At 53.1% G+C, this 22,979-nt stretch carries 21 protein-coding genes, 6 tRNA genes and 1 other RNA gene; 11 read left to right on the top strand and 17 right to left on the bottom strand.

All coding sequences use genetic code 11. The features are described from left to right. The first annotated feature begins 31 nt into the window (after positions 1-31). Both cysM and pdxK read left to right on the top strand, forming a co-directional pair. Positions 32-943: a cysteine synthase CysM gene (cysM, locus tag QQF33_RS19540; RefSeq protein ID WP_282495466.1), complete on the top strand. Its 912-nt coding sequence runs from the start codon at positions 32-34 to the stop codon at positions 941-943. Positions 944-948: 5 nt separating this feature from the next. After that, positions 949-1,785, top strand: a complete 837-nt coding sequence (gene pdxK, locus QQF33_RS19535; RefSeq protein ID WP_285158447.1) for a pyridoxine/pyridoxal/pyridoxamine kinase — start codon at positions 949-951, stop codon at positions 1,783-1,785. A gap of 44 nt (positions 1,786-1,829) precedes the next feature. Here the strand turns inward: pdxK and crr are convergent, their stop codons facing one another. From crr to cysZ, 5 genes are all read right to left on the bottom strand, one after another. Continuing rightward, the gene (crr, locus tag QQF33_RS19530) at positions 1,830-2,339 is read right to left on the bottom strand and encodes a PTS glucose transporter subunit IIA (protein ID WP_049841435.1); all 510 of its coding nucleotides are present in this window, start codon (positions 2,337-2,339) and stop codon (positions 1,830-1,832) included. Positions 2,340-2,379: 40 nt separating this feature from the next. After that, positions 2,380-4,107: a phosphoenolpyruvate-protein phosphotransferase PtsI gene (ptsI, locus tag QQF33_RS19525; protein ID WP_282495464.1), complete on the bottom strand. Its 1,728-nt coding sequence runs from the start codon at positions 4,105-4,107 to the stop codon at positions 2,380-2,382. Between the two features lie 43 nt (positions 4,108-4,150). Beyond that, positions 4,151-4,408 (bottom strand): phosphocarrier protein Hpr, encoded by a 258-nt coding sequence (gene ptsH, locus QQF33_RS19520; RefSeq protein ID WP_000487600.1) that lies wholly within the window; start codon positions 4,406-4,408, stop codon positions 4,151-4,153. A 317-nt stretch (positions 4,409-4,725) separates the two neighbouring features. Continuing rightward, positions 4,726-5,697: a cysteine synthase A gene (gene cysK, locus QQF33_RS19515; protein ID WP_095282825.1), complete on the bottom strand. Its 972-nt coding sequence runs from the start codon at positions 5,695-5,697 to the stop codon at positions 4,726-4,728. A gap of 162 nt (positions 5,698-5,859) precedes the next feature. Continuing rightward, a complete protein-coding gene (gene cysZ, locus QQF33_RS19510; RefSeq protein WP_282495463.1) occupies positions 5,860-6,621 on the bottom strand; it encodes a sulfate transporter CysZ in 762 nt (253 codons plus the stop codon). A 230-nt stretch (positions 6,622-6,851) separates the two neighbouring features. Here cysZ and zipA point away from each other — a divergent pair, with 230 nt between their 5' ends. The 3 genes from zipA to QQF33_RS19495 all read left to right on the top strand — a co-directional run bounded on the left by zipA (position 6,852) and on the right by QQF33_RS19495 (position 10,144). Beyond that, positions 6,852-7,841, top strand: coding sequence for a cell division protein ZipA (gene zipA / locus QQF33_RS19505; RefSeq protein WP_285158446.1), 990 nt, complete (start codon positions 6,852-6,854; stop codon positions 7,839-7,841). A 67-nt stretch (positions 7,842-7,908) separates the two neighbouring features. After that, the gene (ligA, locus tag QQF33_RS19500; RefSeq protein ID WP_285158445.1) at positions 7,909-9,927 is read left to right on the top strand and encodes an NAD-dependent DNA ligase LigA; all 2,019 of its coding nucleotides are present in this window, start codon (positions 7,909-7,911) and stop codon (positions 9,925-9,927) included. A 1-nt stretch (position 9,928) separates the two neighbouring features. Continuing rightward, on the top strand, positions 9,929-10,144 hold the full coding sequence (locus QQF33_RS19495) for a DUF3820 family protein (RefSeq protein WP_095282821.1): 216 nt from the start codon (positions 9,929-9,931) through the stop codon (positions 10,142-10,144). Here QQF33_RS19495 and QQF33_RS19490 read toward each other — a convergent pair. After that, the gene (locus QQF33_RS19490) at positions 10,141-11,136 is read right to left on the bottom strand and encodes a bile acid:sodium symporter family protein (protein ID WP_282495460.1); all 996 of its coding nucleotides are present in this window, start codon (positions 11,134-11,136) and stop codon (positions 10,141-10,143) included. The two genes, QQF33_RS19495 and QQF33_RS19490, sit on opposite strands and share 4 nt — an antisense overlap. Before the next feature lie 89 nt (positions 11,137-11,225). Here QQF33_RS19490 and QQF33_RS19485 point away from each other — a divergent pair, with 89 nt between their 5' ends. Next, positions 11,226-12,161, top strand: a complete 936-nt coding sequence (locus tag QQF33_RS19485) for a LysR family transcriptional regulator (protein ID WP_285150121.1) — start codon at positions 11,226-11,228, stop codon at positions 12,159-12,161. Here the strand turns inward: QQF33_RS19485 and QQF33_RS19480 are convergent. From QQF33_RS19480 to QQF33_RS19455, 6 genes are all read right to left on the bottom strand, one after another. Beyond that, positions 12,158-12,499, bottom strand: coding sequence for a FlxA-like family protein (locus tag QQF33_RS19480; protein ID WP_285158444.1), 342 nt, complete (start codon positions 12,497-12,499; stop codon positions 12,158-12,160). The two genes, QQF33_RS19485 and QQF33_RS19480, sit on opposite strands and share 4 nt — an antisense overlap. Positions 12,500-12,723: 224 nt before the next feature. After that, positions 12,724-12,847, bottom strand: a non-coding RNA gene (locus QQF33_RS19475) — RtT sRNA. A gap of 29 nt (positions 12,848-12,876) precedes the next feature. Continuing rightward, positions 12,877-12,952 (bottom strand) — tRNA-Lys (locus QQF33_RS19470). Between the two features lie 3 nt (positions 12,953-12,955). Continuing rightward, positions 12,956-13,031 (bottom strand) — tRNA-Val (locus tag QQF33_RS19465). Positions 13,032-13,061: 30 nt separating this feature from the next. Then, positions 13,062-13,137: transfer RNA gene (locus tag QQF33_RS19460), tRNA-Val, on the bottom strand. Between the two features lie 43 nt (positions 13,138-13,180). Then, positions 13,181-13,256, bottom strand: a tRNA-Val gene (locus QQF33_RS19455). Positions 13,257-13,514: 258 nt separating this feature from the next. Here QQF33_RS19455 and gltX point away from each other — a divergent pair. Further along, the gene (gltX, locus tag QQF33_RS19450) at positions 13,515-14,930 is read left to right on the top strand and encodes a glutamate--tRNA ligase (RefSeq protein WP_285146820.1); all 1,416 of its coding nucleotides are present in this window, start codon (positions 13,515-13,517) and stop codon (positions 14,928-14,930) included. 49 nt (positions 14,931-14,979) lie between these two features. Here gltX and QQF33_RS19445 read toward each other — a convergent pair whose 3' ends face one another. Both QQF33_RS19445 and QQF33_RS19440 read right to left on the bottom strand, forming a co-directional pair. After that, complete coding sequence (locus QQF33_RS19445; protein WP_285150119.1) at positions 14,980-15,375, bottom strand: YfeC-like transcriptional regulator; 396 nt, start codon at positions 15,373-15,375, stop codon at positions 14,980-14,982. Position 15,376: 1 nt separating this feature from the next. Next, positions 15,377-15,739 (bottom strand): YfeC-like transcriptional regulator, encoded by a 363-nt coding sequence (locus tag QQF33_RS19440; protein ID WP_282491562.1) that lies wholly within the window; start codon positions 15,737-15,739, stop codon positions 15,377-15,379. Between the two features lie 217 nt (positions 15,740-15,956). Between QQF33_RS19440 and QQF33_RS19435 the strand changes: the two genes are divergently transcribed. From QQF33_RS19435 to QQF33_RS19425, 3 genes are all read left to right on the top strand, one after another. Continuing rightward, a tRNA-Ala gene (locus QQF33_RS19435) sits at positions 15,957-16,032 on the top strand. 40 nt (positions 16,033-16,072) lie between these two features. Then, a tRNA-Ala gene (locus tag QQF33_RS19430) sits at positions 16,073-16,148 on the top strand. Positions 16,149-16,396: 248 nt separating this feature from the next. Then, positions 16,397-18,556 (top strand): EAL domain-containing protein, encoded by a 2,160-nt coding sequence (locus QQF33_RS19425; protein WP_285158443.1) that lies wholly within the window; start codon positions 16,397-16,399, stop codon positions 18,554-18,556. Positions 18,557-18,595: 39 nt separating this feature from the next. Here the strand turns inward: QQF33_RS19425 and nupC are convergent, their stop codons facing one another. After that, positions 18,596-19,783: a nucleoside permease NupC gene (gene nupC, locus QQF33_RS19420; protein ID WP_282493769.1), complete on the bottom strand. Its 1,188-nt coding sequence runs from the start codon at positions 19,781-19,783 to the stop codon at positions 18,596-18,598. Positions 19,784-20,134: 351 nt separating this feature from the next. Here nupC and QQF33_RS19415 point away from each other — a divergent pair, with 351 nt between their 5' ends. Further along, on the top strand, positions 20,135-21,373 hold the full coding sequence (locus QQF33_RS19415) for an Nramp family divalent metal transporter (protein ID WP_285150117.1): 1,239 nt from the start codon (positions 20,135-20,137) through the stop codon (positions 21,371-21,373). Positions 21,374-21,418: 45 nt separating this feature from the next. Here the strand turns inward: QQF33_RS19415 and ypeC are convergent, their stop codons facing one another. Continuing rightward, on the bottom strand, positions 21,419-21,763 hold the full coding sequence (gene ypeC / locus QQF33_RS19410) for a DUF2502 domain-containing protein YpeC (RefSeq protein WP_282493767.1): 345 nt from the start codon (positions 21,761-21,763) through the stop codon (positions 21,419-21,421). A gap of 126 nt (positions 21,764-21,889) precedes the next feature. After that, positions 21,890-22,888, bottom strand: coding sequence for an L-glyceraldehyde 3-phosphate reductase (gene mgrA, locus QQF33_RS19405; RefSeq protein ID WP_285158442.1), 999 nt, complete (start codon positions 22,886-22,888; stop codon positions 21,890-21,892). Positions 22,889-22,979: the final 91 nt, after the last annotated feature.

The raw sequence follows: 22,979 nt of genomic DNA, 5'->3' as shown, positions 1-22,979 counted from the left end.
GCGCCACCGGGCTTTTTATTGGACAGAATTCGTGAACACATTAGAACACACCATCGGCAACACCCCTCTGGTCAAACTACAGCGCATGCATCCCAACAATGGCAGCGAAATCTGGGTCAAACTGGAAGGCAATAACCCTGCCGGTTCTGTCAAAGACAGGGCGGCATTGTCGATGATAGTTGAGGCGGAAAAGCGCGGGGAGATACAGCCCGGCGACGTGCTGATCGAAGCGACCAGCGGCAACACTGGCATTGCGCTGGCGATGATTGCGGCGTTAAAAGGCTATCGCATGAAATTGCTGATGCCGGACAACATGAGTCAGGAGCGCCGTGCCGCGATGCGTGCCTATGGCGCAGAACTGATCCTCGTCACTAAAGAGCAGGGGATGGAAGGGGCGCGCGATCTGGCCCTCGACATGGCCCAGCGTGGCGAAGGTAAACTGCTGGATCAATTTAACAATCCCGATAACCCCTACGCGCACTACACCACCACCGGCCCGGAAATCTGGCGTCAGACCGACGGGCGTATCAGCCATTTCGTCTCCAGCATGGGGACAACCGGCACCATTACCGGTGTCTCGCGTTTTCTGCGCGAGCAGGACAGTGCAGTGACGATTGTCGGTCTGCAACCGGAAGAGGGGAGCAGCATTCCGGGCATTCGCCGCTGGCCGGCGGAGTACATGCCGGGCATTTTTAATGCCCAGCTTGTGGACCAGGTGCTGGATATTCATCAGCGCGAAGCGGAAAATACCATGCGTGAACTGGCAGTTCGCGAAGGCATCTTCTGCGGCGTCAGTTCGGGTGGCGCGGTAGCCGGGGCATTGCGCGTGGCGCAGGCTAATCCGGGTGCAGTGGTGGTGGCGATTATTTGCGATCGCGGCGACCGTTATCTGTCTACCGGCGTCTTTGGTGAAGAGAGTTATTCGCAGGGGGCGGGGATTTAAGCGTCATGGAGATGATTTTATTTCGGGATAAAACCCGTGCGCAGCAGACGGATATCGTGGCTGTGCAGTCGCAGGTGGTTTACGGCAGCGTGGGCAACAGCATTGCGGTGCCGAACATCAGACAGCATCAGTTGACCGTCACGGCGGTCCCGACGGTACTGTTCAGCAATACCCCGCATTACGATACCTTCTACGGTGGCGTGATCCCCGAGGACTGGTTCAGCGGCTACCTGAAAGCCCTCGAAGAGCGCGATGTGTTACGCGAACTGAAAGCGGTGACCACCGGCTATATGGGCAGCGCCAGCCAGATTGCGATCCTCGCCGAGTGGCTTATCGCCATCAAAGCCAAGCACCCTGATTTGCTGGTGCTGGTCGACCCGGTGATCGGGGATATCGACAGCGGGATCTACGTGAAGCCCGAAATCCCGGACGCCTATCGCACGCATTTGCTGCCGCTGGCGCAGGGGATTACGCCGAACGTCTTCGAGCTGGAAGTGCTGAGCGGCCAGCCGTGTCGCACGCCGGAAAGCGCCATTTCTGCGGCCAAAAGTCTGCTGTCCGACACCCTGAAATGGGTAGCGATCACCAGCGCGCCGGTGGAGTCTGATCCTGAGAACATCCACGTGGTACTGGTGACGAAAGAGGGTGTGACGGTAACGGACCATCCGCGCGTCGCGACCGACCTGAAAGGGACGGGTGACCTCTTCTGTTCAGAGCTGGTAAGCGGCATTGTGCTGGGCAGGGATGTGGCTGACGCGATTCGCCGTGCAGGCGATCGGGTGACAGAGGTGATGAAGTACACCCAGGAAAAAGGCTTTGATGAGCTCATTCTCCCCGGATAAACAAAAATGGCGCCCGAAGGCGCCATTTTTCTGTGCGGCAAGAATTACTTCTTGATGCGGATGACCGGGGTTTCGCCCACGGTAACGCTGCCAGACAGTTTGATCAGTTCTTTGATTTCGTCCATGTTGGAGATAACAACCGGAGTCAGGGTAGACTTGGCTTTCTCTTCCAGCAGCGCCAGATCGAATTCGATCACCGGGTCGCCGACTTTCACACGCTGGCCTTCTTCAGCGATACGCTTAAAGCCTTCGCCTTTCAGCTCAACGGTGTCGATACCGAAGTGTACAAACAGTTCGATACCGCTATCAGATTCGATAGAGAACGCATGGTTGGTTTCAAAAATTTTACCGATGGTGCCGTCAACTGGCGCAACCATTTTGTTACCAGTTGGTTTGATAGCAATACCATCACCAACGATTTTTTCGGCAAAAACTACATCCGGCACGTCTTCGATATTGACGATTTCGCCAGACAACGGAGCAATAATCTCAATAGTTCCGGTGTCTTTCTTATCATCAGAAACCAGAGATTTCAGTTTATCGAACAAACCCATGATCTTCTCCTAAGCAGTAATTTGGGCCGCATCTCGTGGATTAGCAGATTGTTTTTTCTTCAATGAACTTGTTAACCAGCGTCATTAACTCGTCCGTTGTCGGTTGAGCAAGAGCCTGCTCTGCTAACACCTTCGCATCTTCGAAGTTCGTGTTACGGATAATCTTCTTAATGCGCGGGATGGAAATGGCGCTCATAGAGAATTCGTCCAGACCCATACCCAGCAACAGAAGTGTAGCACGTTCGTCGCCTGCAAGCTCACCACACATGCCTGTCCATTTACCTTCAGCATGAGAAGCATCAATAACTTGCTTGATTAGCGTGAGTACGGACGGTGACATTGGCTGGTAGAGATGTGAAATCATATCATTACCACGGTCAACTGCCAGGGTGTACTGCGTTAAATCATTGGTGCCGATACTAAAGAAGTCGACTTCTTTGGCCAAATGACGAGCAATCGTCGCGGCTGCTGGTGTTTCCACCATCACGCCCACTTCGATAGTTTCATCAAAGGCTTTACCTTCTTCACGCAGCTGCGCCTTCATGATTTCGATCTCAGCTTTCAGTGCACGCACTTCTTCTACAGAGATGATCATTGGGAACATGATGCGTAATTTACCGAATACAGAAGCACGCAGGATGGCACGTACCTGAGCGTAGAGGATCTCTTTACGATCCATCGCGATACGCACTGCACGCCAGCCCAGGAACGGGTTCTCTTCTTTCGGGAAGTTCATGTACGGCAGCTCTTTGTCGCCACCGATGTCCATGGTACGTACGATAACCGCTTGTGAGCCACAGGCTTCAGCAACCGCTTTGTACGCCGCGAACTGCTCATCTTCAGTTGGCAGTGAATCACGGTCCATGAACAGGAATTCAGTACGATACAGACCCACGCCTTCCGCGCCGTTGCGCTCAGCGCCGTCAACGTCACGGACGGTACCGATGTTCGCACAAACTTCCACCTGATGACCGTCCAGCGTAATGGCTGGCAGATCTTTCAGTTTGGCCAGTTCCGCTTTCTCAGAAGCAACCTGCTCCTGAACGGCACGCAGCTGTTCGATCTCTTCGTTAGTTGGGTTGACGTAAACCAGATTGTTTACGGCATCCAGAATCAGATAGTCGTCGTTTTTCACCTGAGCGGTGACGCTACCGGTACCCACGATGGCTGGCAGTTCCAGAGAACGCGCCATGATAGAGGTGTGGGAGGTACGGCCACCGGCGTCGGTGATGAAACCCAGCACCTTGTTCAGGTTCAGCTGTGCGGTTTCAGATGGAGTCAGGTCGGCGGCAACCAGGATTACTTCGTCCTGAATCGCGCTCAGATCGATAATCGCCAGACCCAGGATGTTGCGCAGCAGGCGCTTACCGATGTCACGTACGTCAGCCGCACGCTCTTTCAGGTATTCATCATCCAGCTCTTCAAGGGCAGTTGCCTGACCTTCGATAATCTCATGTGCAGCCGCGTCGGCCGTCATGCCCTTATCTTTAATCAGGGCTATGATTTCCTGCTCCAGCTCCTCATCTTCGAGCAGCATGATGTGCCCTTCGAAGATGGCTTCTTTTTCTTCACCGAAAGTTTCGCCAGCTTTAGTTTTGATGGCTTCCAGTTGCGCTGATGCCTTGGCACGACCGCTCAGAAAACGCTCAACTTCCTGATCAACCTTGTCGGCAGAAATTTTTTTCCGGTCGATGACGATCTCGTCTTCTTTCAGCAGAAGTGCTTTGCCGAAAGCGATACCCGGGGATGCTAAAATGCCTGAAATCATAACCCTACCTTACTTGTGACTGATATTGAAAAGAACCCGTAACTTACTCGAGCTCAGCCATCAGTTTTACCAGATGCTCAACTGCTTTCTGCTCGTCTTCGCCTTCTGCGGAGATGGTGACGACGGTACCCTGAGTCAGGCCCAGAGTCTGCAGCTTGAACAGGCTTTTCGCGCTAGCGCTTTTGCCGTTGGAGGTCACAGTGATCTCAGAAGTGAAGCCTTTAGCTTCTTTAACAAACTGAGCAGCAGGGCGGGTGTGCAGACCGTTCGGAGCGGTAATGGTAACTTCTTGCTGGAACATTGTATTTCCCCAACTTATAGGTTTAGTGTTGTGGAACTAAAGTCTAGCCTGGCGGTTTAACTTTAGCCTGTCTTGTTAGCGCTGACGTTTCGCTCGTCATTAAACATTATGCAGTGAAAGCAAGACTTGAACCAAATCATAAAATCGATTCAGCTTCGGTATTTCCTGTAATGATTAATTTCGCGCTTCAAAATAATTGTCAGGTTAAATACCAGACCCGACGGGGTGAATCAATGCCAGGAGGAGTAAAAGTTTGACGCAGGCCACAAAAAAGCACCCGTTTGGGTGCTTTTTTACGCGTTATTAACATGCTGGCATTACTGTTGCAGTTCTTTTTCTGTGAAGAGATCGGCAAACAGTGCAGTGCTTAAATAACGCTCACCCGAGGACGGTAGGATAACCACAATATTCTTATTGGTAAAGGTTTCGTCTTCCTGGAGTTTCAGCGCAGCGGCCACCGCGGCACCGGAAGAGATACCGGCCAGAATACCTTCTTCGTCCATCAGACGACGCGCCGTGGAGATCGCTTCTTCGTTCGTGATAGCGACCACTTTATCAATCAGCTTCAGATCCAGGTTGCCCGGGATAAAGCCTGCGCCGATACCCTGAATTTTGTGCGGGCCCGGTTTGATCTCTTCGCCCGCCAGCGCCTGAGCGATGACAGGGGAGTCGGTTGGCTCAACGGCAACGGTGATTAAATCCTTTTTGCCTTTTGTGCCTTTAATATAGCGGCTCACGCCGGTCAGCGTCCCGCCGGTGCCGACGCCGGAGATAAACACGTCAACCTGACCGTCCGTATCTTCCCAGATTTCCGGGCCGGTGGTTTTTTCGTGGATTTCCGGGTTAGCCGGGTTGCTGAACTGCTGCAGCAGCAGGTATTTCGCCGGGTCGCTGGCGACAATCTCTTCCGCTTTCTGAATGGCACCTTTCATGCCTTTCGCGCCTTCGGTCAGAACCAGATTCGCGCCCAGCGCTTTCAGCAGCTTGCGACGCTCAATGCTCATGGTTTCTGGCATCGTCAGCGTTAATTTGTAGCCACGCGCCGCGGCAACATAGGCCAGAGCAATACCGGTGTTGCCGCTGGTGGGTTCTACCAGCTCAACGCCAGGTTTCAGAACGCCACGTTTTTCGGCATCCCAAATCATGTTTGCACCGATACGGCATTTTACGCTGAAGCTCGGGTTACGTGATTCTACCTTCGCCAGAATGCGTCCATTACCGATACGGTTCAGTCGAACCAGTGGCGTATGACCGATAGTCAGCGAGTTGTCTTCGTAAATCTTACTCATGGCCTGTCCTTAACTGTATGAAATTGGGATACCGTCCCAGCATACCCGTTGGATAAGTATGCGGAAGTAAGGAAATCGCATATCTATATGCTGCAAGGAAATAATGGCTATCAGTATGGAATAAGGAGGGCATAAGCCGCCCTCCATTTACACAGTTTTGCATTACTTCCATAACGCGTGCTTAGCACGATAGCAATCTACCCACATCGCGGTCGCGCCGCAGACGGCAACCGGCATGATGAACAGGTTAAGGACAGGGATCATGGTGAACAGGCTGGTGAGGGCACCAAACTGCATATTGATGACCTTTTGCGAGCGCAGCGCCGTGCGCATCTCTTTGAACGGCACTTTGTGGTTATCAAACGGGTAATCGCAATACTGGATGGCCAGCATCCAGGCGCTAAACAGGAACCACAGCACCGGTGCAACGGTCTGGCCGATGCCGGGGATAAAGTAGAGAATCAGCAGAACAATGGCGCGCGGCAAATACCAGGCAAACTTCTGCCATTCGCGTTTCATGATGCGCGGCACATCTTTCATGATGCCAAGCACACCCGTATCGGGCGGCGTCGCGCCTGTCAGTCGGGCTTCGAGCTGCTCCGCCAGCAGTCCGTTAAACGGCGCGGCGATCCAGTTGGCGATGGTCGAGAAAAAATAACCGAAGACCAGCAGGACGGAGATGACCACAATCGGCCACAGCAAATAGCTCAGCCACTGCAGCCAGTCGGGCACATGGCTCATGATAGCCGGCACCCAGCTTTCCAGCCGGGTAAACAGCCACCAGAACGCGCCGCCCATCAGCAGAATGTTGATCAGAAGAGGTAAGATCACAAAGCGGCGGATCCCAGGCAGGGAGACCAGCTTCCATCCCTGAGAAAAATACCCAATGCCGCTGCGCGGAGTCGTTGTTGATGTCGAAACCATAGCCAGGCTGTACTCCTTTTTTCACAACCAGTGGAATTGCACGCCTATATTATCGGGTTATGGACCAATGACCAGTTCGGAAATGTTCGAAAAAACAGCAAAAAGCACGATTTCGTTCATCTTTATGCTTTGAATGCTCTGCACACACTTGCACTTGACGTAATCGGCAAATACTCTTAGTGAGTAAATGTTTGCCGTGGTGGCAAGGTGTTAGAACAACAGAGAATATAATGATGCAGGATTTGCGTCTGATATTAATCATTGTTGGCGCGATCGCCATACTCGCTTTACTGGTACATGGTTTCTGGACCAGCCGTAAAGAACGTTCCTCGATGTTTCGCGATCGCCCACTGAAACGCATGAAGTCCAGTCGTAACGACGATGACGGTGATGACGACATCGACGATAACGACGACGAAGGCGTGGGTGAAGTTCGCGTTCATCGGGTCAATACGACTGCGCCTGCTGCAGGCCATGGGGAGCATGAAGCACCTCGTCAGCCTCCGCAGCACCAGTATCAGCCGCCTTACGCGTCTGCACAGCCGCGCCAGCCCGCGCCACAGCCTGTGGAAGAGCCGGTGCGTCAGCCACAGCAACCGCCGGTACAACAGCCTGTTGTCCAGCAGCCGGTTCAGCCGCAGCACGTTCAACAGCCCGTGCAGCAGCCGCGTCCTGTTCAGCCCTCGCCGCCAGAAATGCCGCCGCAGCCTGTTCATGTGCAACCGGCTCCGCAGCCTGAGCCTGTCGTTGAACCGGAACCGATTATCGAAGAAGCGCCGGTAGCTGAAAAGCCGCAGCGTAAAGAGACGGTGATCATCATGAACGTCGCCGCGCATCACGGGACTCAGCTCAATGGTGACGTGCTGCTCAACAGCATTCAGCAGGCGGGCTTCAAGTTTGGCGACATGAATATTTTCCACCGTCACCTGAGCCCGGACGGGAGCGGCCCTGCGCTGTTCAGCCTGGCAAACATGGTGAATCCGGGGACCTTTGATCCGGAAATGACCGGTGATTTCACCACGCCGGGCATCACGATCTTTATGCAGGTGCCGTCCTACGGTGACGAACTGCAAAACTTTAAGCTGATGCTGCAATCCGCCCAGCACATCGCCGATGAAGTCGGTGGTGTGGTACTCGACGATCAGCGTCGTATGATGACGCCGCAGAAACTGCGCGAGTATCAGGATCGCATCCGCGAAGTAAAGGAAGCTAACGCCTAAATTCTGCGTTCTCTTCCACGTCTCCTCAACCCCCGCCTGTCGGGGGTTTTTCATCTATGGTAACGTTATGAATAAAAAAGAGATATTACATCTAATCGAGAATCTTCGTGATGAGCTGCGCTACCATGAGCATAGATATCATGTTCTTGTTGACCCAGAAATTACTGATGAAGAATACGATGCTTTAATGCGTCGTCTTATTGAACTTGAAAAATCAAATCCTGAGTTTGTAACTTCAACATCGCCCACGCAGCGTGTTGGAGCTCCAGTTATTGATGGGTTCAAGAAAATCAAGCATCGAATGGCTATGCTTTCTTTAGAAAATGTTTTTGAAGAAAAGGGATTTCAGGCGTTTAACTCTCGCATAGAGCAAAAATTAGGCAAAAAAGCTTCTTATTGTTGTGAGCTAAAGCTTGATGGTCTTGCAATAAGTATCTTCTACGAGAATGGTCATTTTGTAAGTGCTGTTACTCGAGGAGATGGTGTGCAGGGAGAAGATGTAACTGCAAACGTAAAGACAATAAAATCAGTACCGCTTGTTCTTTATGGGAATAATATACCCAGTCAGCTTGAAATCCGAGGTGAGGTTATTCTTCCTAAAGATAAATTCAATTCACTGAATAACTATGCTCGGAAACATGGCGGTAAACTGTTTGTCAATCCTCGCAACGCAGCTGCAGGAACCATTCGTTTACTCGACCCCGCGATTGTAAGTAGCAGAAATCTATACTTTTACTGCTATGGATATGGCGTTGTTGATGGCGGTAGTCTGCCCGCTGGCCAGTTTGAAACGTTGCAACTGTTTAGGAAGTGGAGAATACCAGTTAGTGATGATGTGCGCCTTTATGATGACATAAATGATGTAATGGACTACTACAATCGAATTGAATTACGTAGGCCATATATGGGATTTGACATTGATGGTATCGTCATAAAAGTTAATGATAAGAGGCAACAAGAAAAGCTTGGATTTGTTGCTAAAGCCCCGCGTTGGGCTGTTGCGTATAAGTTTGCTGCTCAGGAAAAGACAACACGAGTTATCGGGGTTGATTTTCAGGTTGGTAGAACCGGAGCCATCACTCCAGTTGCTCGACTAACACCTGTTTATGTTGGAGGGGCAACAGTTAGTAATGTCACATTGCATAATGAAGATGTTATCAAAAATTTAGGTTTAAAAATTAATGATTGGGTCATTATTCGACGTGCTGGAGATGTAATTCCGCAAGTAGTAAAAGTATTAGAAAAACAGTTGGATGAAACAGTTCGATTTCCCATCGAATTCCCGTCCCATTGCCCGGTCTGCGGCTCTGACGTGGAACGCGTGGAAGGCGAAGCGGTAACGCGCTGTACCGGTGGGTTAATCTGCGGGGCGCAGCGCAAAGAGGCGCTCAAACACTTTGTCTCTCGTCGGGCGATGGACGTTGACGGGATGGGCGATAAAATCATCGATCAACTGGTCGAAAAAGAGTATGTCCATACGCCGGCGGATCTGTTCCGTCTGACGGCGGGCAAGCTGACCGGGCTGGATCGTATGGGGCCAAAATCTGCGCAGAACGTCGTCAATGCGCTGGAAAAATCCAAAGAGACCACTTTCGCGCGCTTCCTCTACGCCCTGGGTATTCGTGAAGTCGGCGAAGCGACAGCCGCCGGGCTGGCTGCCCATTTCGGTACGCTTGAGCTGCTCGAAAAGGCCTCGATTGAGGATCTGCAAAAAGTGCCGGACGTCGGCATCGTTGTCGCCACCCACGTCTTCAACTTCTTTGCAGAAGAGAGCAACCGCGAAGTCATCGGTAAGCTGCTGGAAGAGGGCATTCACTGGCCTGCGCCGGTGGTGGTTAACGCCGAAGAGATCGACAGCCCGTTTGCGGGCAAAACCGTGGTACTCACCGGCAGTCTGAGCCAGCTTTCCCGTGACGATGCCAAAGCGCGTCTGGTGGCGCTGGGCGCCAAAGTGGCGGGCAGCGTGTCGAAGAAAACCGATCTGGTGATCGCCGGTGAAGCGGCGGGCTCGAAGCTGGCGAAAGCGCAGGAGCTGGGCATTGAGGTTATTGACGAAGCTGAAATGATCAGGCTACTGGGAGAGTAACGTGGAGAAAGAACAGCTCATCGAGATCGCCAACACCGAGATGCCGTTCGGTAAATACAAGGGGCGTCGCTTGATTGACGTGCCGGAAGAGTATTTCCTGTGGTTCGCGCGCAAGGATCAATTTCCTGCCGGGCGACTGGGCGAGCTGATGGCTATCACGTTGCTTATCAAAAGCGAAGGGCTGAGCCATCTGGTTCAGCCCCTCAAACGTCCTTAAGCTTTCGCGGCGCGGGTCTCTTCCTGCGCCAGCTTCTCCGTCTGGCGCTTGTAACGACGTGCCATCACCGCACAGACCATCAGCTGGATCTGGTGGAAAATCATCAGCGGCAGCACCATCATTCCAATCACCGACGTCGGGAAGAGAATGTTCGCCATCGGAATGCCGTTGGCGAGACTCTTTTTCGAACCGCAGAACACAATGGTGATTTCATCTGCTTTGTTGAAGCCAAACTTGCGCGCGGCAAAGGTGTTCACCGCAATCACAATCGCCAGCAGGACAATGCTCACCAGCGCGATAAACAGCAGCGAACCAATCCCGACCTTATGCCAGATCCCGTTCACCACGGCTTCGCCAAAGGCGGAGTAGACCACTAACAGAATCGAGGTCTGGTCGGTTTTGCCAATCCACTTTTTGTTTCTGGCGACGAAATCCCCGGTCCACGGACGCGAGAGATGCCCGAGCACGAACGGCAGCAATAGCTGGAGGCAGATTTTCCCAACCTGTTCGAGGTTGCCCTCTGCGCCGTGCATATTCATCAGCAGGCCGACCAGCAGCGGTGACACAAAAATCCCTAACAGGCTTGATGCAGACGCGGAACAAACCGCCGCCGCAACGTTACCGCCTGCGAGCGACGTAAATGCAATGGCCGACTGCACGGTGGCAGGCAGAATACAGAGATAGAGGAAACCGGTGTACAGCGCCGGATCGACATTCACCGGTGCCCACCAGGCGAATAGCACGCCGAGGATTGGGAACAGAATGAAGGTACTGCACATCACCCAGAGGTGCAGTCGCCAGTGGCTCCCCCCGGCAATGATCGCTTCACGCGACAGTTTGGCGCCGTGCATGAAGAACAGCAGGGCGATGGCGGCCGTCGTCAGGCCCTCAATAAAGGGAACAAAAGCGCCGCGAGCCGGGAAGAAAGAGGCCAGCAGGACCACGGCAATCAGCGTAAGGGTAAAGGGGTCGAGAACACGAAACAGTTTCATAGATGCTCCTGAAATCAGATTTGGCTATTGTGCTTTGTTCCCTTTGAGAAATAAAATCGATTTATTGCATCTATTCATGAATAAATAAGATGAATTACTCCTTACGTCAGCTTCGCGTTTTTGTCACCGTCGCCCAGGCCCGTAGCTTTAGCCGCGCCGGGGAGATAATCGGCCTGAGCCAGTCGGCGGTTAGCCATAGCGTCAAAGAGCTGGAGCTGCAAACCGGCGTGCGCCTGCTCGATCGCACCACGCGGGAAGTGGTGCTGACCGAAGCGGGGCAGCAGCTGGCCGCGCGTCTGGAGCGACTGCTGGATGAACTCAACAGTACGCTGCGCGACGTCGGCAGGGTGGGGCAGCAACTTTCTGGGACCGTGCGCGTGGCCGCCAGCCAGACCATTTCGGCGCATTTGATTCCCCAGTGCATTGCCGAAAGTAACCGGCGTTATCCCGATATCGATTTTGTACTGCACGACAGGCCGCAGCAGTGGGTTCTGGAGAGTATCAGACAAGGCGAGGTGGATTTCGGGATTGTGATCGATCCGGGGCCGGTGACGGATCTTGAGTGTGAAGTGGTGCTCTCAGAGCCATTTTTACTGCTCTGTCGCGATGACGATCCTCTGACCCAGGTGCCAGAGGTGACGTGGCAGGCATTGCAGGGGGCAAACCTGGTATTGCAGGATTATGCATCGGGAAGCCGTCCGCTGATTGATGCGGCGCTCGCCCAGCAGAAAGTGAATGCGACGATCGTGCAGGAGATTGGCCATCCCGCGACGCTCTTCCCGATGGTGGAAGCGGGGATTGGAATCAGCGTGTTACCCGCGCTGGCGTTGCCGCTGCCGCAGGGGAGTCGGCTCGTTGTCAGGCGTTTCGCGCCCTGTATTGAGCGAAAACTGATGCTGGCGCGACGTAAAAATCGCTCGCTTTCCGGGGCGGCTCACGCGCTTTGGGAGGTGGTACGTATGCAGGCACAGCGGTTAATGGAGGCCCGCATACGCGATCCGTTATTTAACGCGCCGGACGATTAGATGTAGATATCGATCTGGTGCTCAGCGGAAGGTGAGGTCACGCCTTCAGCTTTGCCCTGTTTTTGTTCTTGTTTCTTTTGCGCTTCTTCAGCCTGCTGGCGCTGCAATTGTGCCAGCTGGGCCTGCAGCATTTTGATCTGCGCCTGAAGCAGGTCCTGCTGCTTTTTCTTATCTTCAGCAGTGCCGCTGCCGTTCGCCACATCTTTGAGCTGCTGAGTGAGCTTGGTGATCTGCGACGTCAGACGGCTGATTTGCGACGCAATGCTGTTGTCGCTGGAGCTGCTACCACTGCTACTGCTGGTCTGCATTGAAGGTGTTGATGTCTGTATGGTTGTCATTGTAAATCCTCTCGCCATAAAACAAGCATATCGGCATAAAAATCCATAGCTTGAGAGGACCTGCCAGATCTGGGGGGCTATTTGTCGGGTGGCGCTGCGCTTACCCGACCTACGGATCACGCAGGCATAACGTAGGCCTGATAAGCGAAGCGCCATCAGGCAATGTCTTTTGAATTCAGGAATCGCAGATAGCAAAAAAGCGCCTTTAGGGCGCTTTTTTACATTGGTGGGTCGTGCAGGATGACTCGCTTCGCTCGCCCTTCGGGCCGTCGCCTTGCGGCTCCGGTGCCTCACTGCGTTCGGCTCGAACCTGCTGCAGGTTCGAATCTTGAATATCGCAGATAGCAAAAAAGCGCCTTTAGGGCGCTTTTTTACATTGGTGGGTCGTGCAGGATTCGAACCTGCGACCAATTGATTAAAAGTCAACTGCTCTACCAACTGAGCTAACGACCCGAATGGTGGGTGATGACGGGCTCGAACCGCCGACCCCCTCCGTGTAAAGGAGGTGCTCTACCAACTGAGCTAATCACCCATTTCGGTGCTACTAAATAAGATTTAAGAATGGTGGGCGATGACGGGCTCGAACCGCCGACCCCCTCCGTGTAAAGGAGATGCTCTACCAACTGAGCTAATCGCCCAATCTTAAATTCTTATCTACACTGCGGTATCTACTTAAGTAGATGGTGGGTGATGACGGGCTCGAACCGCCGACCCCCTCCGTGTAAAGGAGGTGCTCTACCAACTGAGCTAATCACCCCCGCTGTGTGGAGTCGCATTATAGGGAGAGTTGAAAATGAGTCAACGCCTTTTCTAAAGATTTTGTTTGTTCGTCGTAAAATTAAACAAATGGATCACAAAATGGTCCGCGCAGCATGATTTCTAAACAAATTTAGCAAACCTGCACGTCATTCAGGCTTCCTCATTGAGGAATCGGCCCACAGTGATAGAATATTGCCCATTGTTTTTATCCCAGCATTTGCCGGTCGTCGGCATCTTTATAACGTAAGGCCATTTCATGAAAATCAAAACTCGCTTCGCGCCCAGCCCGACAGGCTATCTGCACGTCGGTGGTGCCCGTACTGCTCTTTATTCCTGGCTTTTTGCACGTAACCACGGCGGTGAGTTCGTGCTGCGTATTGAAGACACCGATCTCGAGCGTTCAACACCGGAAGCTATCGAAGCCATCATGGATGGCATGAACTGGCTGAATCTGGAGTGGGACGAAGGCCCATACTTCCAGACCAAACGTTTTGATCGCTACAACGCCGTCATTGATGAAATGCTGGTCGCGGGTACCGCGTATAAATGCTACTGCTCTAAAGAGCGTCTGGAAGCCCTGCGCGAAGAGCAGATGGCGAACGGCGACAAACCTCGCTACGACGGCCGCTGCCGCCATAGCCATGAACATCATGCTGATGACGAACCCTGCGTCGTGCGTTTTGCTAACCCGCAGGACGGTTCTGTGATCTTTGACGATCAGATCCGTGGCCCGATTGAGTTCAGCAACCAGGAGCTGGACGATCTGATCATTCGTCGTACCGACGGTTCACCGACCTACAACTTCTGCGTGGTGGTTGATGACTGGGATATGGAAATCACCCACGTTATCCGTGGCGAAGACCATATCAACAACACCCCGCGCCAGATCAACATCCTGAAAGCGCTGAATGCGCCAGTGCCGGTCTACGCGCACGTCTCGATGATCAACGGTGATGACGGTAAAAAACTGTCCAAGCGCCACGGCGCCGTGAGCGTGATGCAGTACCGCGACGACGGCTACCTGCCGGAAGCGCTGCTGAACTACCTGGTGCGCCTGGGCTGGTCCAGCGGCGATCAGGAGATTTTCAGCCGTGAAGAGATGATCAAACTCTTCTCCCTGAATGCGGTGAGCAAATCCGCCAGTGCGTTTAACACCGATAAACTGCTGTGGCTGAACCATCACTACATCAACACCATGCCGGCTGAATATGTTGCGACCTACCTGCAATGGCACATTGAACAGGCCAACATTGACACCCGCACCGGCCCTGAGCTGGCGGATCTGGTGAGACTGCTCGGCGAACGCTGCAAAACTCTCAAAGAGATTGCGGAAAGCTGCCGCTATTTCTACGAAGAGTTTGATGAGTTTGATGCTGACGCGGCGAAAAAACACCTGCGTCCGGTTGCGCGTCAGCCGCTGGAAGTGGTGCGCGATAAACTGGCAGCCCTGACGGACTGGACCGCAGAGAACGTGCATCATGCGATTCAGGCAACGGCTGACGAGCTGGAAGTGGGTATGGGTAAAGTCGGTATGCCGCTGCGTGTGGCTGTGACCGGCGCAGGCCAGTCTCCAGGCCTGGACGTCACCGTCCATGCGATTGGCAAGACACGCAGCGTCGCGCGTATCAACAAAGCGCTGGGCTTTATTGCTGAGCGCGAAAGCCAGCAGTAATCGCATCAGGCAGACCCATTTGAAAACGGCAGGTTATCCTGCCGTTTTTTTATGTCTGCTCTTCAGCGATCCCGAGGCGGGTGAGAAAACCCTGAATCCCTTCGCGTGCCAGCAGCACGGCGAGCCTCTGTTGCTCGATTTGGGTCAGGTTTTCCAGAGCAGTGGTCACCTGGCGTGGCAGGCTGGTGGTATTCACATCGCCATACTCGGCGGAGGCTTCTGCTAACTGGTAAACCGCCTGGCGGGTACGAATAGCGGGGAGGGTCATAAGGTGCTCACGCACGCGGGTATCGATGTGGATCAGTCTGGCTCGTCCACCTTTCACGCCGTTTAACCCTTCGGTTTTCCACCCTTGCTTACGTATCCAGCGGTTGACCGTCTGTTTGGCGACCCCCAGGCTCTCGGCCAGCTCTTCCGTGGTCATCTTGCTCCGTAATCTTTTCATATCAGCTCTGGTCGCGTATCCCTAAACGTTGTAGCAATCCGGTGATCCCTTCTCGCAGCAGCAGCGTCGTCAGCTGTTTTTGTTCATCGGGGGTCATTTCATTGGCGAGTGTCAGAAGCAGAGCGTCAAGCGAGCTACTGCTTGCCACGCTTTCAGGATGAAGAGGTGCTTCGGTTACCCGAGAAGCGCTGCGGATGAACTCTCGCACTTTCTCGTTCACGTGGACCAGACGCGCTTTACCGCCCTGAACACCCGGCCTTGGAGATGTTTTCCAACCCTCTTTACGTACCCATTTATTGATGGTCTGTCGGCTATAGCCAGTGAGCCGGGACAGCTCCTCTGGCGTCATTCGTTCCTTGATCATGCAATTACCTGAATATCAGTAGGGTTAATGAAGGCTTCATGTTATAGCACCCTTTTACGCGAAAATGTGACAGGTTTAACTACTGGCTGCGAGCAACCTCGCAATGTGCTTCATTTGCATGATTTTTCGACGATTGAAAGGGCAGGGCTGATTTTGCCGTTGACACTCAGCAATGGAATTCATATTATGCCGCCCGTCAACACGACAGCTTTACGTTGGGGCTATAGCTCAGCTGGGAGAGCGCTTGCATGGCATGCAAGAGGTCAGCGGTTCGATCCCGCTTAGCTCCACCAAATTCTTAATCCAGGGGAATTTGGAACGTAAAGACACTGTGGGGCTATAGCTCAGCTGGGAGAGCGCTTGCATGGCATGCAAGAGGTCAGCGGTTCGATCCCGCTTAGCTCCACCAAAATTCAGACCCTCGCCGAAAGGCGGGGGTTTTTTTATGCGTTTGTTATCATCTCCTGCCTTTTTTGTTGCCATCCGTGTATGTTTATCAATCTGACCTCAATCGAAATCAATAAAAGAGTTCATTTAAAACCGGGAACTTGATTCGCTCAATTAATAAACTTACCATTTCTTCAACCAATGATTCGACTGGGAAATAGCCCCTTGTTACGAGCAAAAAGTCACCTTACAAATAATTTACGAATATTTATGCTGGCATTCATTTTATGTCTGCTGGCGGTGCCTTTCTCTCGTTTTATTTCCCCTCGTTCCATCCTCGACGGTCATTACGTCTATTTAGCCTGGTTACCCTTAAGCGTGATGCTGGCGATGATGTTATTGTTTGGCCGCCGCGCGGTTCTTCCCATTGTCTTCAGTTTTGCCTTAACTAACCTTTATTACTTCCAGCTCACCCCTCTGCAGCATGCGGTGGTACTGTTTTGCCAGACGTTTTCGGTCTTCGCAGTCTGCGCAATCCTGCGCTTCACGCTGGGCAAGCGCTGGCGCTATGGGCTGCCTAACCGGCATATTGGGTTACGCATTTTCTGGCTGGGATTTATCATTCCCCTCGGCATAAAGCTGTCGATGTATCTCGCCGGATATTTCTTCGATTTCCCGCTTTCGATATCAAACTTCTTTGGCGATGGCACCGCAATTTATAACATCGTCGATATTCAGAGCCTGATTTGCGCCAGCCTGATATTTACCATGATGTTCTATTACCCGCTAAGAATGATAATTAATCCGCGCAATGCCAGAACCTTCTGGCTGCGCAGCGTTAAGCCGTATCTTATTCATAAACATTCTGTATTTACATTTGGCTGGCTGATATGTCTGACGCTGGGATTAGTGGTTTTATGCTCCCCGATCGAAGCCAGCTTTATCGCCGGGTATCTGGTGCCGGTGATTTTTATTCTGTTTACTGTGGCGATCAGCCGCCTGAGCTATGCCCTGGTTTCTTTGAGCTGGGCGATCTCCGCTTTCCTGCTCCTGTCTTACAACAAAAATTTCCTTAATGGCGTTCAGACCGGGCATGCCCTGGCGTTCGTCCTGTCGGTGCTGATCTCCTTCGCCATTTGCCTGATGTACATGTCGCGGATTTACCACCGGAGCGAATGGCTAAAGAAGGGCTGGCACGAAAGGGCGTTGACCGATCCGCTCACGGGCCTCGCGAATATGCGCGCCCTGGAAGACTATTTACAGCGACACCCGGATGCCAAAATCTGCTGCCTGCGGATGGGCAACCTGGGGTTTCTCAGCCGCCATTACGGGATGCTGATGCGCATCCACTGTAAGCGAGCCATCACCTCTGCGGTTCAGCCTTTACTTCAGGCGAACGAAAAATTCTTCCAGCTACCGGGCAGCGAGTTGATTCTGGTGCTGCAGGGGCCAGACAGCGGGGAGCGTTTGCAGCACATCGTCGATCGGCTAAACAGCCGTAAAATCTACTGGAACAATACCGGGCTGGACATCGAATTTGGTGCGGCCTGGGGCGAACTGGAGGATCAGGATGCCGAAAATCTGCACCATACGCTCGGGCAGTTGAGCTGGCTTTCAGAGCAGTCCTGCGTCACGCACAGAGTGCTGGCGCTTACCAACAGCGTTGAGCGGGTCTCCGGGCAAACCACGGACCGCGTATTGATGCTTAGCCGGGTGAAACGGGCGCTGGAGGAGGGAGGCGTGCGTCTTTATGCCCAGCCCATTCAGAATGCTGTCGGTGAGGGCTACCACGAAATTCTGACCCGTCTGGAGAGCGACGGTGAAATCCTCACTCCCGATCGCTTCATTCCTCTGGTGGCGCAGTTCAACCTCAGCCACCGCTTTGACCTCTGCGTCCTCGACAGCCTGCTGAAATGGCTGCGGGAAAACCCGTCGACGGAGTGCGGCGCGCGCTTCTCCGTCAACCTGATGCCAATGACGCTCAATCAAAAAGAGGTGGCCGCTGAGATTATCGATCGCTTCAGGCACCACGCGATTGCCCCGCAGGCGGTCATTATCGAAGTCACCGAAGAGCAGGCTTTTTCCGATTCCGAATACAGCATTCAGAATATCCAGCAACTGCGCGAATACGGCTTCAAAATTGCGATCGATGATTTTGGCACGGGGTATGCCAACTATGAGCGACTCAAACGGCTACAGGCGGACATCATTAAAATCGACGGTTGCTTTGTGAAAGACATCTGTACGGACAGCATGGATGCGACCATTGTGAAGTCGATTTGTAATCTGGCGAAGACCAAATCCTTGTGCGTGGTGGCGGAGTTTGTCGAAACGCCGGAGCAGCGGCAGATGTTACTCGATATCGGGGTAGACTATTTGCAGGGCTATTTGCTGGGAAAACCCCAGCCGCTAGATGAACTGAAGGCGTAAAAAAACCGGGGGCGCAAACCCCCGGTTTTTTTATTCTGATTACAGTACCAGTGCCGCGATAGACGCGGACAGTACGCTCACCAGCGTCGAGCCATATACCAGTTTCAGGCCGAAGCGAGAAACCACGTTACCTTGCTCTTCGTTCAGACCTTTAATCGCACCGGCGATGATGCCGATGGAAGAGAAGTTAGCGAAGGAGACCAGGAACACAGACAGGATACCTTCAGCGCGAGGAGAGAGCGTGCTGGCGATTTTCTGCAGATCCATCATCGCAACGAATTCGTTGGAAACCAGTTTGGTCGCCATGATGCTGCCGACCTGCAGTGCTTCGTGAGCCGGAACACCCATCACCCATGCAATCGGGTAGAAGATGTAGCCCAGAATGCCCTGGAAGGAGATACCCAGCACAGCCGCGAACAGGGCGTTCAGCGCAGCGATCAGGGCGATGAAGCCGATCAGCATCGCAGCAACGATAATCGCCACTTTGAAACCTGCCAGAATGTACTCGCCCAGCATTTCGAAGAAGCTCTGGCCTTCGTGCAGGTTAGACATCTGGATATTTTCTTCGCTGGCGTCAACGCGGTACGGGTTGATCAGCGACAGAACGATAAAGGTGCTGAACATGTTCAGAACCAGTGCTGCGACCACGTATTTTGGATCCAGCATTGTCATGTATGCGCCCACGATAGACATGGAAACAGTCGACATTGCGGTAGCCGCCATGGTGTACATGCGGTTGCGGGACATTTTGCCGAGGATGTCTTTATACGCGATAAAGTTCTCGGACTGGCCCAGAATCAGGGAGCTGACTGCGTTGAAAGATTCCAGTTTACCCATGCCGTTGACTTTGGATAACAGGAAACCAATCCCACGGATCACAAACGGCAGAACACGGATGTGCTGCAGAATACCGATCAGCGCAGAGATGAAGACGATTGGGCAAAGCACTTTCAGGAAGAAGAATGCCAGGCCTTGATCGTTCATGCTGCCGAAGACAAAGTTCGTCCCTTCGTTAGCAAATCCGAGCAGTTTTTCGAACATTTCGGAGAAGCCTTTCACGAAGCCCAGGCCTACGTTGGAGTTCAGGAAGAACCACGCAAGTAAAACTTCAATGACGAGCAGCTGTACAACATAACGTATACGAATGTTTTTGCGGTCTGTGCTGACCAGCAATGCAAGTGCAGTAACGACAACAAGTGCCAGGACAAAATGAAGGACGCGGTCCATATTTGCTCCAAATATGAGGCAGGTTTAATTTCCGTGCACATTCTATGTAACAAGCACAAAGAAAACGAGATCAAGGCCACAGTATAGTTACAACCTGTGACGAGTCTCAAAAATAGTGATCAACCATACACTTCTGTTATGTTATGTAAATGAGTGAAAAGTTACGTTTGTGTGCTACGCTTCACAAATGACTGTGCGATTTCACTGTCTGTGAGATCGTTTCATTGCACCCGCCCCAGCTATCGTTCTTTGCTATCAGAGAAATCACTATAAACTTTTTAAATGATCTTGATAATCATTCTCATTTTGATAGCATGAAACATAGCAAAGGCTATATTTCCAGAGGCAGAAATGACAAACAGTCGCGTAGAGGGTAGCAGTGCCAGAGCGGCGCGCAAGCTCAGGTTCGCATTAATGGGACCTGCGTTCATCGCTGCTATTGGCTATATCGATCCGGGTAATTTTGCGACCAACATTCAGGCCGGGGCGAGCTTTGGCTACAAATTACTGTGGGTGGTGGTGTGGGCGAACCTGATGGCGATGCTCATTCAGGTGCTCTCCGCAAAACTGGGTATCGCGACGGGGAAAAACCTCGCGGAACAGATTCGCGATCACTATCCGCGTCCGGTGGTCTGGTTCTATTGGGTGCAGGCGGAAATCATCGCCATGGCGACTGACCTCGCCGAATTTATCGGCGCGGCGATAGGCTTTAAGCTGATTCTGGGCGTGTCGCTCCTGCAGGGGGCGGTACTGACCGGGATCGCCACCTTCCTGATTTTGATGCTCCAGCGCCGCGGGCAGAAGCCCCTCGAGCTGGTGATCGGCGGTCTGCTGCTGTTTGTCGCTGCGGCCTATATTGTTGAGCTGATATTTTCCCAGCCGAATCTGGCGCAGCTGAGTAAAGGGATGATCATCCCCAGCCTGCCGACGTCAGAAGCCGTGTTCCTGGCGGCGGGCGTTCTGGGGGCGACCATCATGCCGCACGTGATTTATCTCCACTCCTCCCTGACGCAGCACGCCCACGAAGGCTCTCGCCAGGAGCGCTATTCGGCCACCAAATGGGATGTGGGTATCGCCATGACCATCGCCGGGTTTGTGAATCTGGCAATGATGGCGACGGCCGCAGCGGCGTTCCACTTTAACGGTCACACGGGGATTGCCGATCTCGATCAGGCATACCTGACGCTGGAACCGCTCCTGAGCCACGCGGCGGCGACCATCTTCGGCCTGAGCCTGGTGGCAGCCGGTCTTTCATCGACGGTGGTCGGGACGCTGGCCGGACAGGTGGTGATGCAGGGGTTCGTACGCTTCCACATTCCTCTGTGGGTGCGCCGCTCCGTGACGATGCTGCCGTCGTTTATCGTCATTCTGATGGGGCTGGATCCGACGCGCATTCTGGTGATGAGCCAGGTCCTGCTGAGCTTTGGTATCGCGCTGGCGCTGGTTCCGCTGCTGATCTTTACCAGCAACCAGAAGCTGATGGGCGACCTGGTCAATACCACGCTGGTTAAACGTATCGGCTGGATTATCGTGGTGCTGGTGGTGGCCTTGAACCTGTGGCTGCTGATTGGTACGGCGCTGGGGCTGTAAGATTGCAGACATAAAAAAAGGAGCCATTTGGCTCCTTTTTGTTTTTTAGTGGTGATGGCCGCCGTGTCCGTGACCGCGTCCATGACCGTGCGGTCCGCGACGATCGTCCCGGTCGCTCCAGCCTTCACGATAGCCACGCTCGTACGCTTTGCGATTATCCCAGCCACGGTGACGGCCATTATCGTGCCTCCACCAGCGGTCTTTTCGCCATTCATAGTTGCGGTGCCAGTAATCACGGTCGCGCCAGCCACCGCCGTCCCAGTAGTTACCATAATTGTCACGATCGCCAATTTGTAATTTTACTGATGGCAACAGGGTGATTTCGCCAGCATTGGCGACCAGCGGTGCTGAAGCCATTAATACCGCTGCAAGAATCAGTGACCTGAACATGCTTCTTCTCCTTCACGATCGGGGCCGTAAGCGGCCTGTTAACGCAATATTACGGGGCCGTAAAGCCCCGTTTAATCGCCTCAACTCCTAATTCGTCAGGGGGAGCACGTTTTGCTAAAAGTGCGTTTATTTTGTCCGGTTCAGGATCGCGTCAATGGCACTGAGTTCATCGGCGCTGAAGTGCAGGTTATTTAGCGTGCCTACCGCGTCCTCGATTTGCGCGGTCTTACTCGCGCCAATCAGCACCGTCGTGACCGCGTCGTGGCGTAACACCCAGGCCAGCGCCATCTGCGACAGTTTTTGACCCCGGCTTTCGGCCAGCGCGTTCAGCTCGCGCACCTGGCTGATTTTTTCTTCCGTAATGTGATCCGGATTGAGGAAACGACTTCCGCTGGCCGCACGAGAATCCGCCGGAATACCGTTCAGATAACGATCTGTCAGTTGCCCGCCGGCCAGCGGAGAGAACGGAATACAGCCGACGCCTTTCTCCTGCAGGACGGACAGCAAACCCTGTTCCGGCGCGCGTTCAAACATGGAGTATTTCGGCTGGTGGATAAGACACGGCGTACCGAGGTCGTCGAGGATCTCAATCGCCTGACGCGCCAGTTCCGCCGGGTAATTCGACAGGCCAACGTAGAGCGCTTTCCCCTGACGCACCACGTGGTCGAGGGCTTTCATCGTCTCGCGCAGCGGCGTTTCCGGGTCCGGGCGGTGGTGATAGAAGATATCCACGTACTCCAGCCCCATACGCTTCAGGCTCTGATCCAGACTGGCGATCAGATATTTACGTGAACCCCAGTCGCCGTAGGGGCCGTCCCACATGGTATAGCCCGCTTTGGTCGAGATAATCAGTTCGTCGCGATAGGGCAGAAAATCTTCCTGCAAAATGCGACCAAAGTTCGATTCTGCCGAGCCGGGAGGTGGCCCGTAGTTATTGGCCAGATCGAAATGGGTAATCCCCAGCTCGAAGGCGCGGTGTAAAAGTTGACGACTGGTGTCAATGAGCGTGGTATCGCCAAAGTTATGCCACAAACCCAACGAAATTGCGGGCAGCTTTAAACCGCTCTGGCCGCAGCGACGATACTGCATTGACTGATAACGCATTTTATCCGCCTGAAAAACCATTGCTAAACCCCTCTGACCTGAAATATCCCATCAGTGTATACGTTTACACCGTGGCGCAGTAAATCAGATTACACCGCCATTTTTCGTAAAG

The organism is Lelliottia wanjuensis, assembly GCF_030238365.1.
GTDB lineage: Bacteria > Pseudomonadota > Gammaproteobacteria > Enterobacterales > Enterobacteriaceae > Enterobacter > Enterobacter wanjuensis.
This window is presented reverse-complemented; position numbering and strand designations above follow the sequence as displayed.

Coding starts and splice junctions, on each gene's coding strand:
- QQF33_RS19480 (WP_285158444.1), bottom strand. CDS start 12,499: ATGACAACCATACAGACATCAACACCTTCAATGCAGACCAGCAGTAGC.
- QQF33_RS19445 (WP_285150119.1), bottom strand. CDS start 15,375: ATGAAAAGATTACGGAGCAAGATGACCACGGAAGAGCTGGCCGAGAGC.
- QQF33_RS19415 (WP_285150117.1), top strand. CDS start 20,135: ATGACAAACAGTCGCGTAGAGGGTAGCAGTGCCAGAGCGGCGCGCAAG.
- mgrA (WP_285158442.1), bottom strand. CDS start 22,888: ATGGTTTTTCAGGCGGATAAAATGCGTTATCAGTCAATGCAGTATCGT.
- cysZ (WP_282495463.1), bottom strand. CDS start 6,621: ATGGTTTCGACATCAACAACGACTCCGCGCAGCGGCATTGGGTATTTT.
- ligA (WP_285158445.1), top strand. CDS start 7,909: ATGAATAAAAAAGAGATATTACATCTAATCGAGAATCTTCGTGATGAG.
- ptsH (WP_000487600.1), bottom strand. CDS start 4,408: ATGTTCCAGCAAGAAGTTACCATTACCGCTCCGAACGGTCTGCACACC.
- QQF33_RS19425 (WP_285158443.1), top strand. CDS start 16,397: ATGCTGGCATTCATTTTATGTCTGCTGGCGGTGCCTTTCTCTCGTTTT.
- ypeC (WP_282493767.1), bottom strand. CDS start 21,763: ATGTTCAGGTCACTGATTCTTGCAGCGGTATTAATGGCTTCAGCACCG.
- pdxK (WP_285158447.1), top strand. CDS start 949: ATGGAGATGATTTTATTTCGGGATAAAACCCGTGCGCAGCAGACGGAT.
- QQF33_RS19490 (WP_282495460.1), bottom strand. CDS start 11,136: ATGAAACTGTTTCGTGTTCTCGACCCCTTTACCCTTACGCTGATTGCC.
- zipA (WP_285158446.1), top strand. CDS start 6,852: ATGATGCAGGATTTGCGTCTGATATTAATCATTGTTGGCGCGATCGCC.
- ptsI (WP_282495464.1), bottom strand. CDS start 4,107: ATGATTTCAGGCATTTTAGCATCCCCGGGTATCGCTTTCGGCAAAGCA.
- gltX (WP_285146820.1), top strand. CDS start 13,515: ATGAAAATCAAAACTCGCTTCGCGCCCAGCCCGACAGGCTATCTGCAC.
- crr (WP_049841435.1), bottom strand. CDS start 2,339: ATGGGTTTGTTCGATAAACTGAAATCTCTGGTTTCTGATGATAAGAAA.
- cysK (WP_095282825.1), bottom strand. CDS start 5,697: ATGAGTAAGATTTACGAAGACAACTCGCTGACTATCGGTCATACGCCA.
- nupC (WP_282493769.1), bottom strand. CDS start 19,783: ATGGACCGCGTCCTTCATTTTGTCCTGGCACTTGTTGTCGTTACTGCA.
- QQF33_RS19440 (WP_282491562.1), bottom strand. CDS start 15,739: ATGATCAAGGAACGAATGACGCCAGAGGAGCTGTCCCGGCTCACTGGC.
- QQF33_RS19485 (WP_285150121.1), top strand. CDS start 11,226: ATGAATTACTCCTTACGTCAGCTTCGCGTTTTTGTCACCGTCGCCCAG.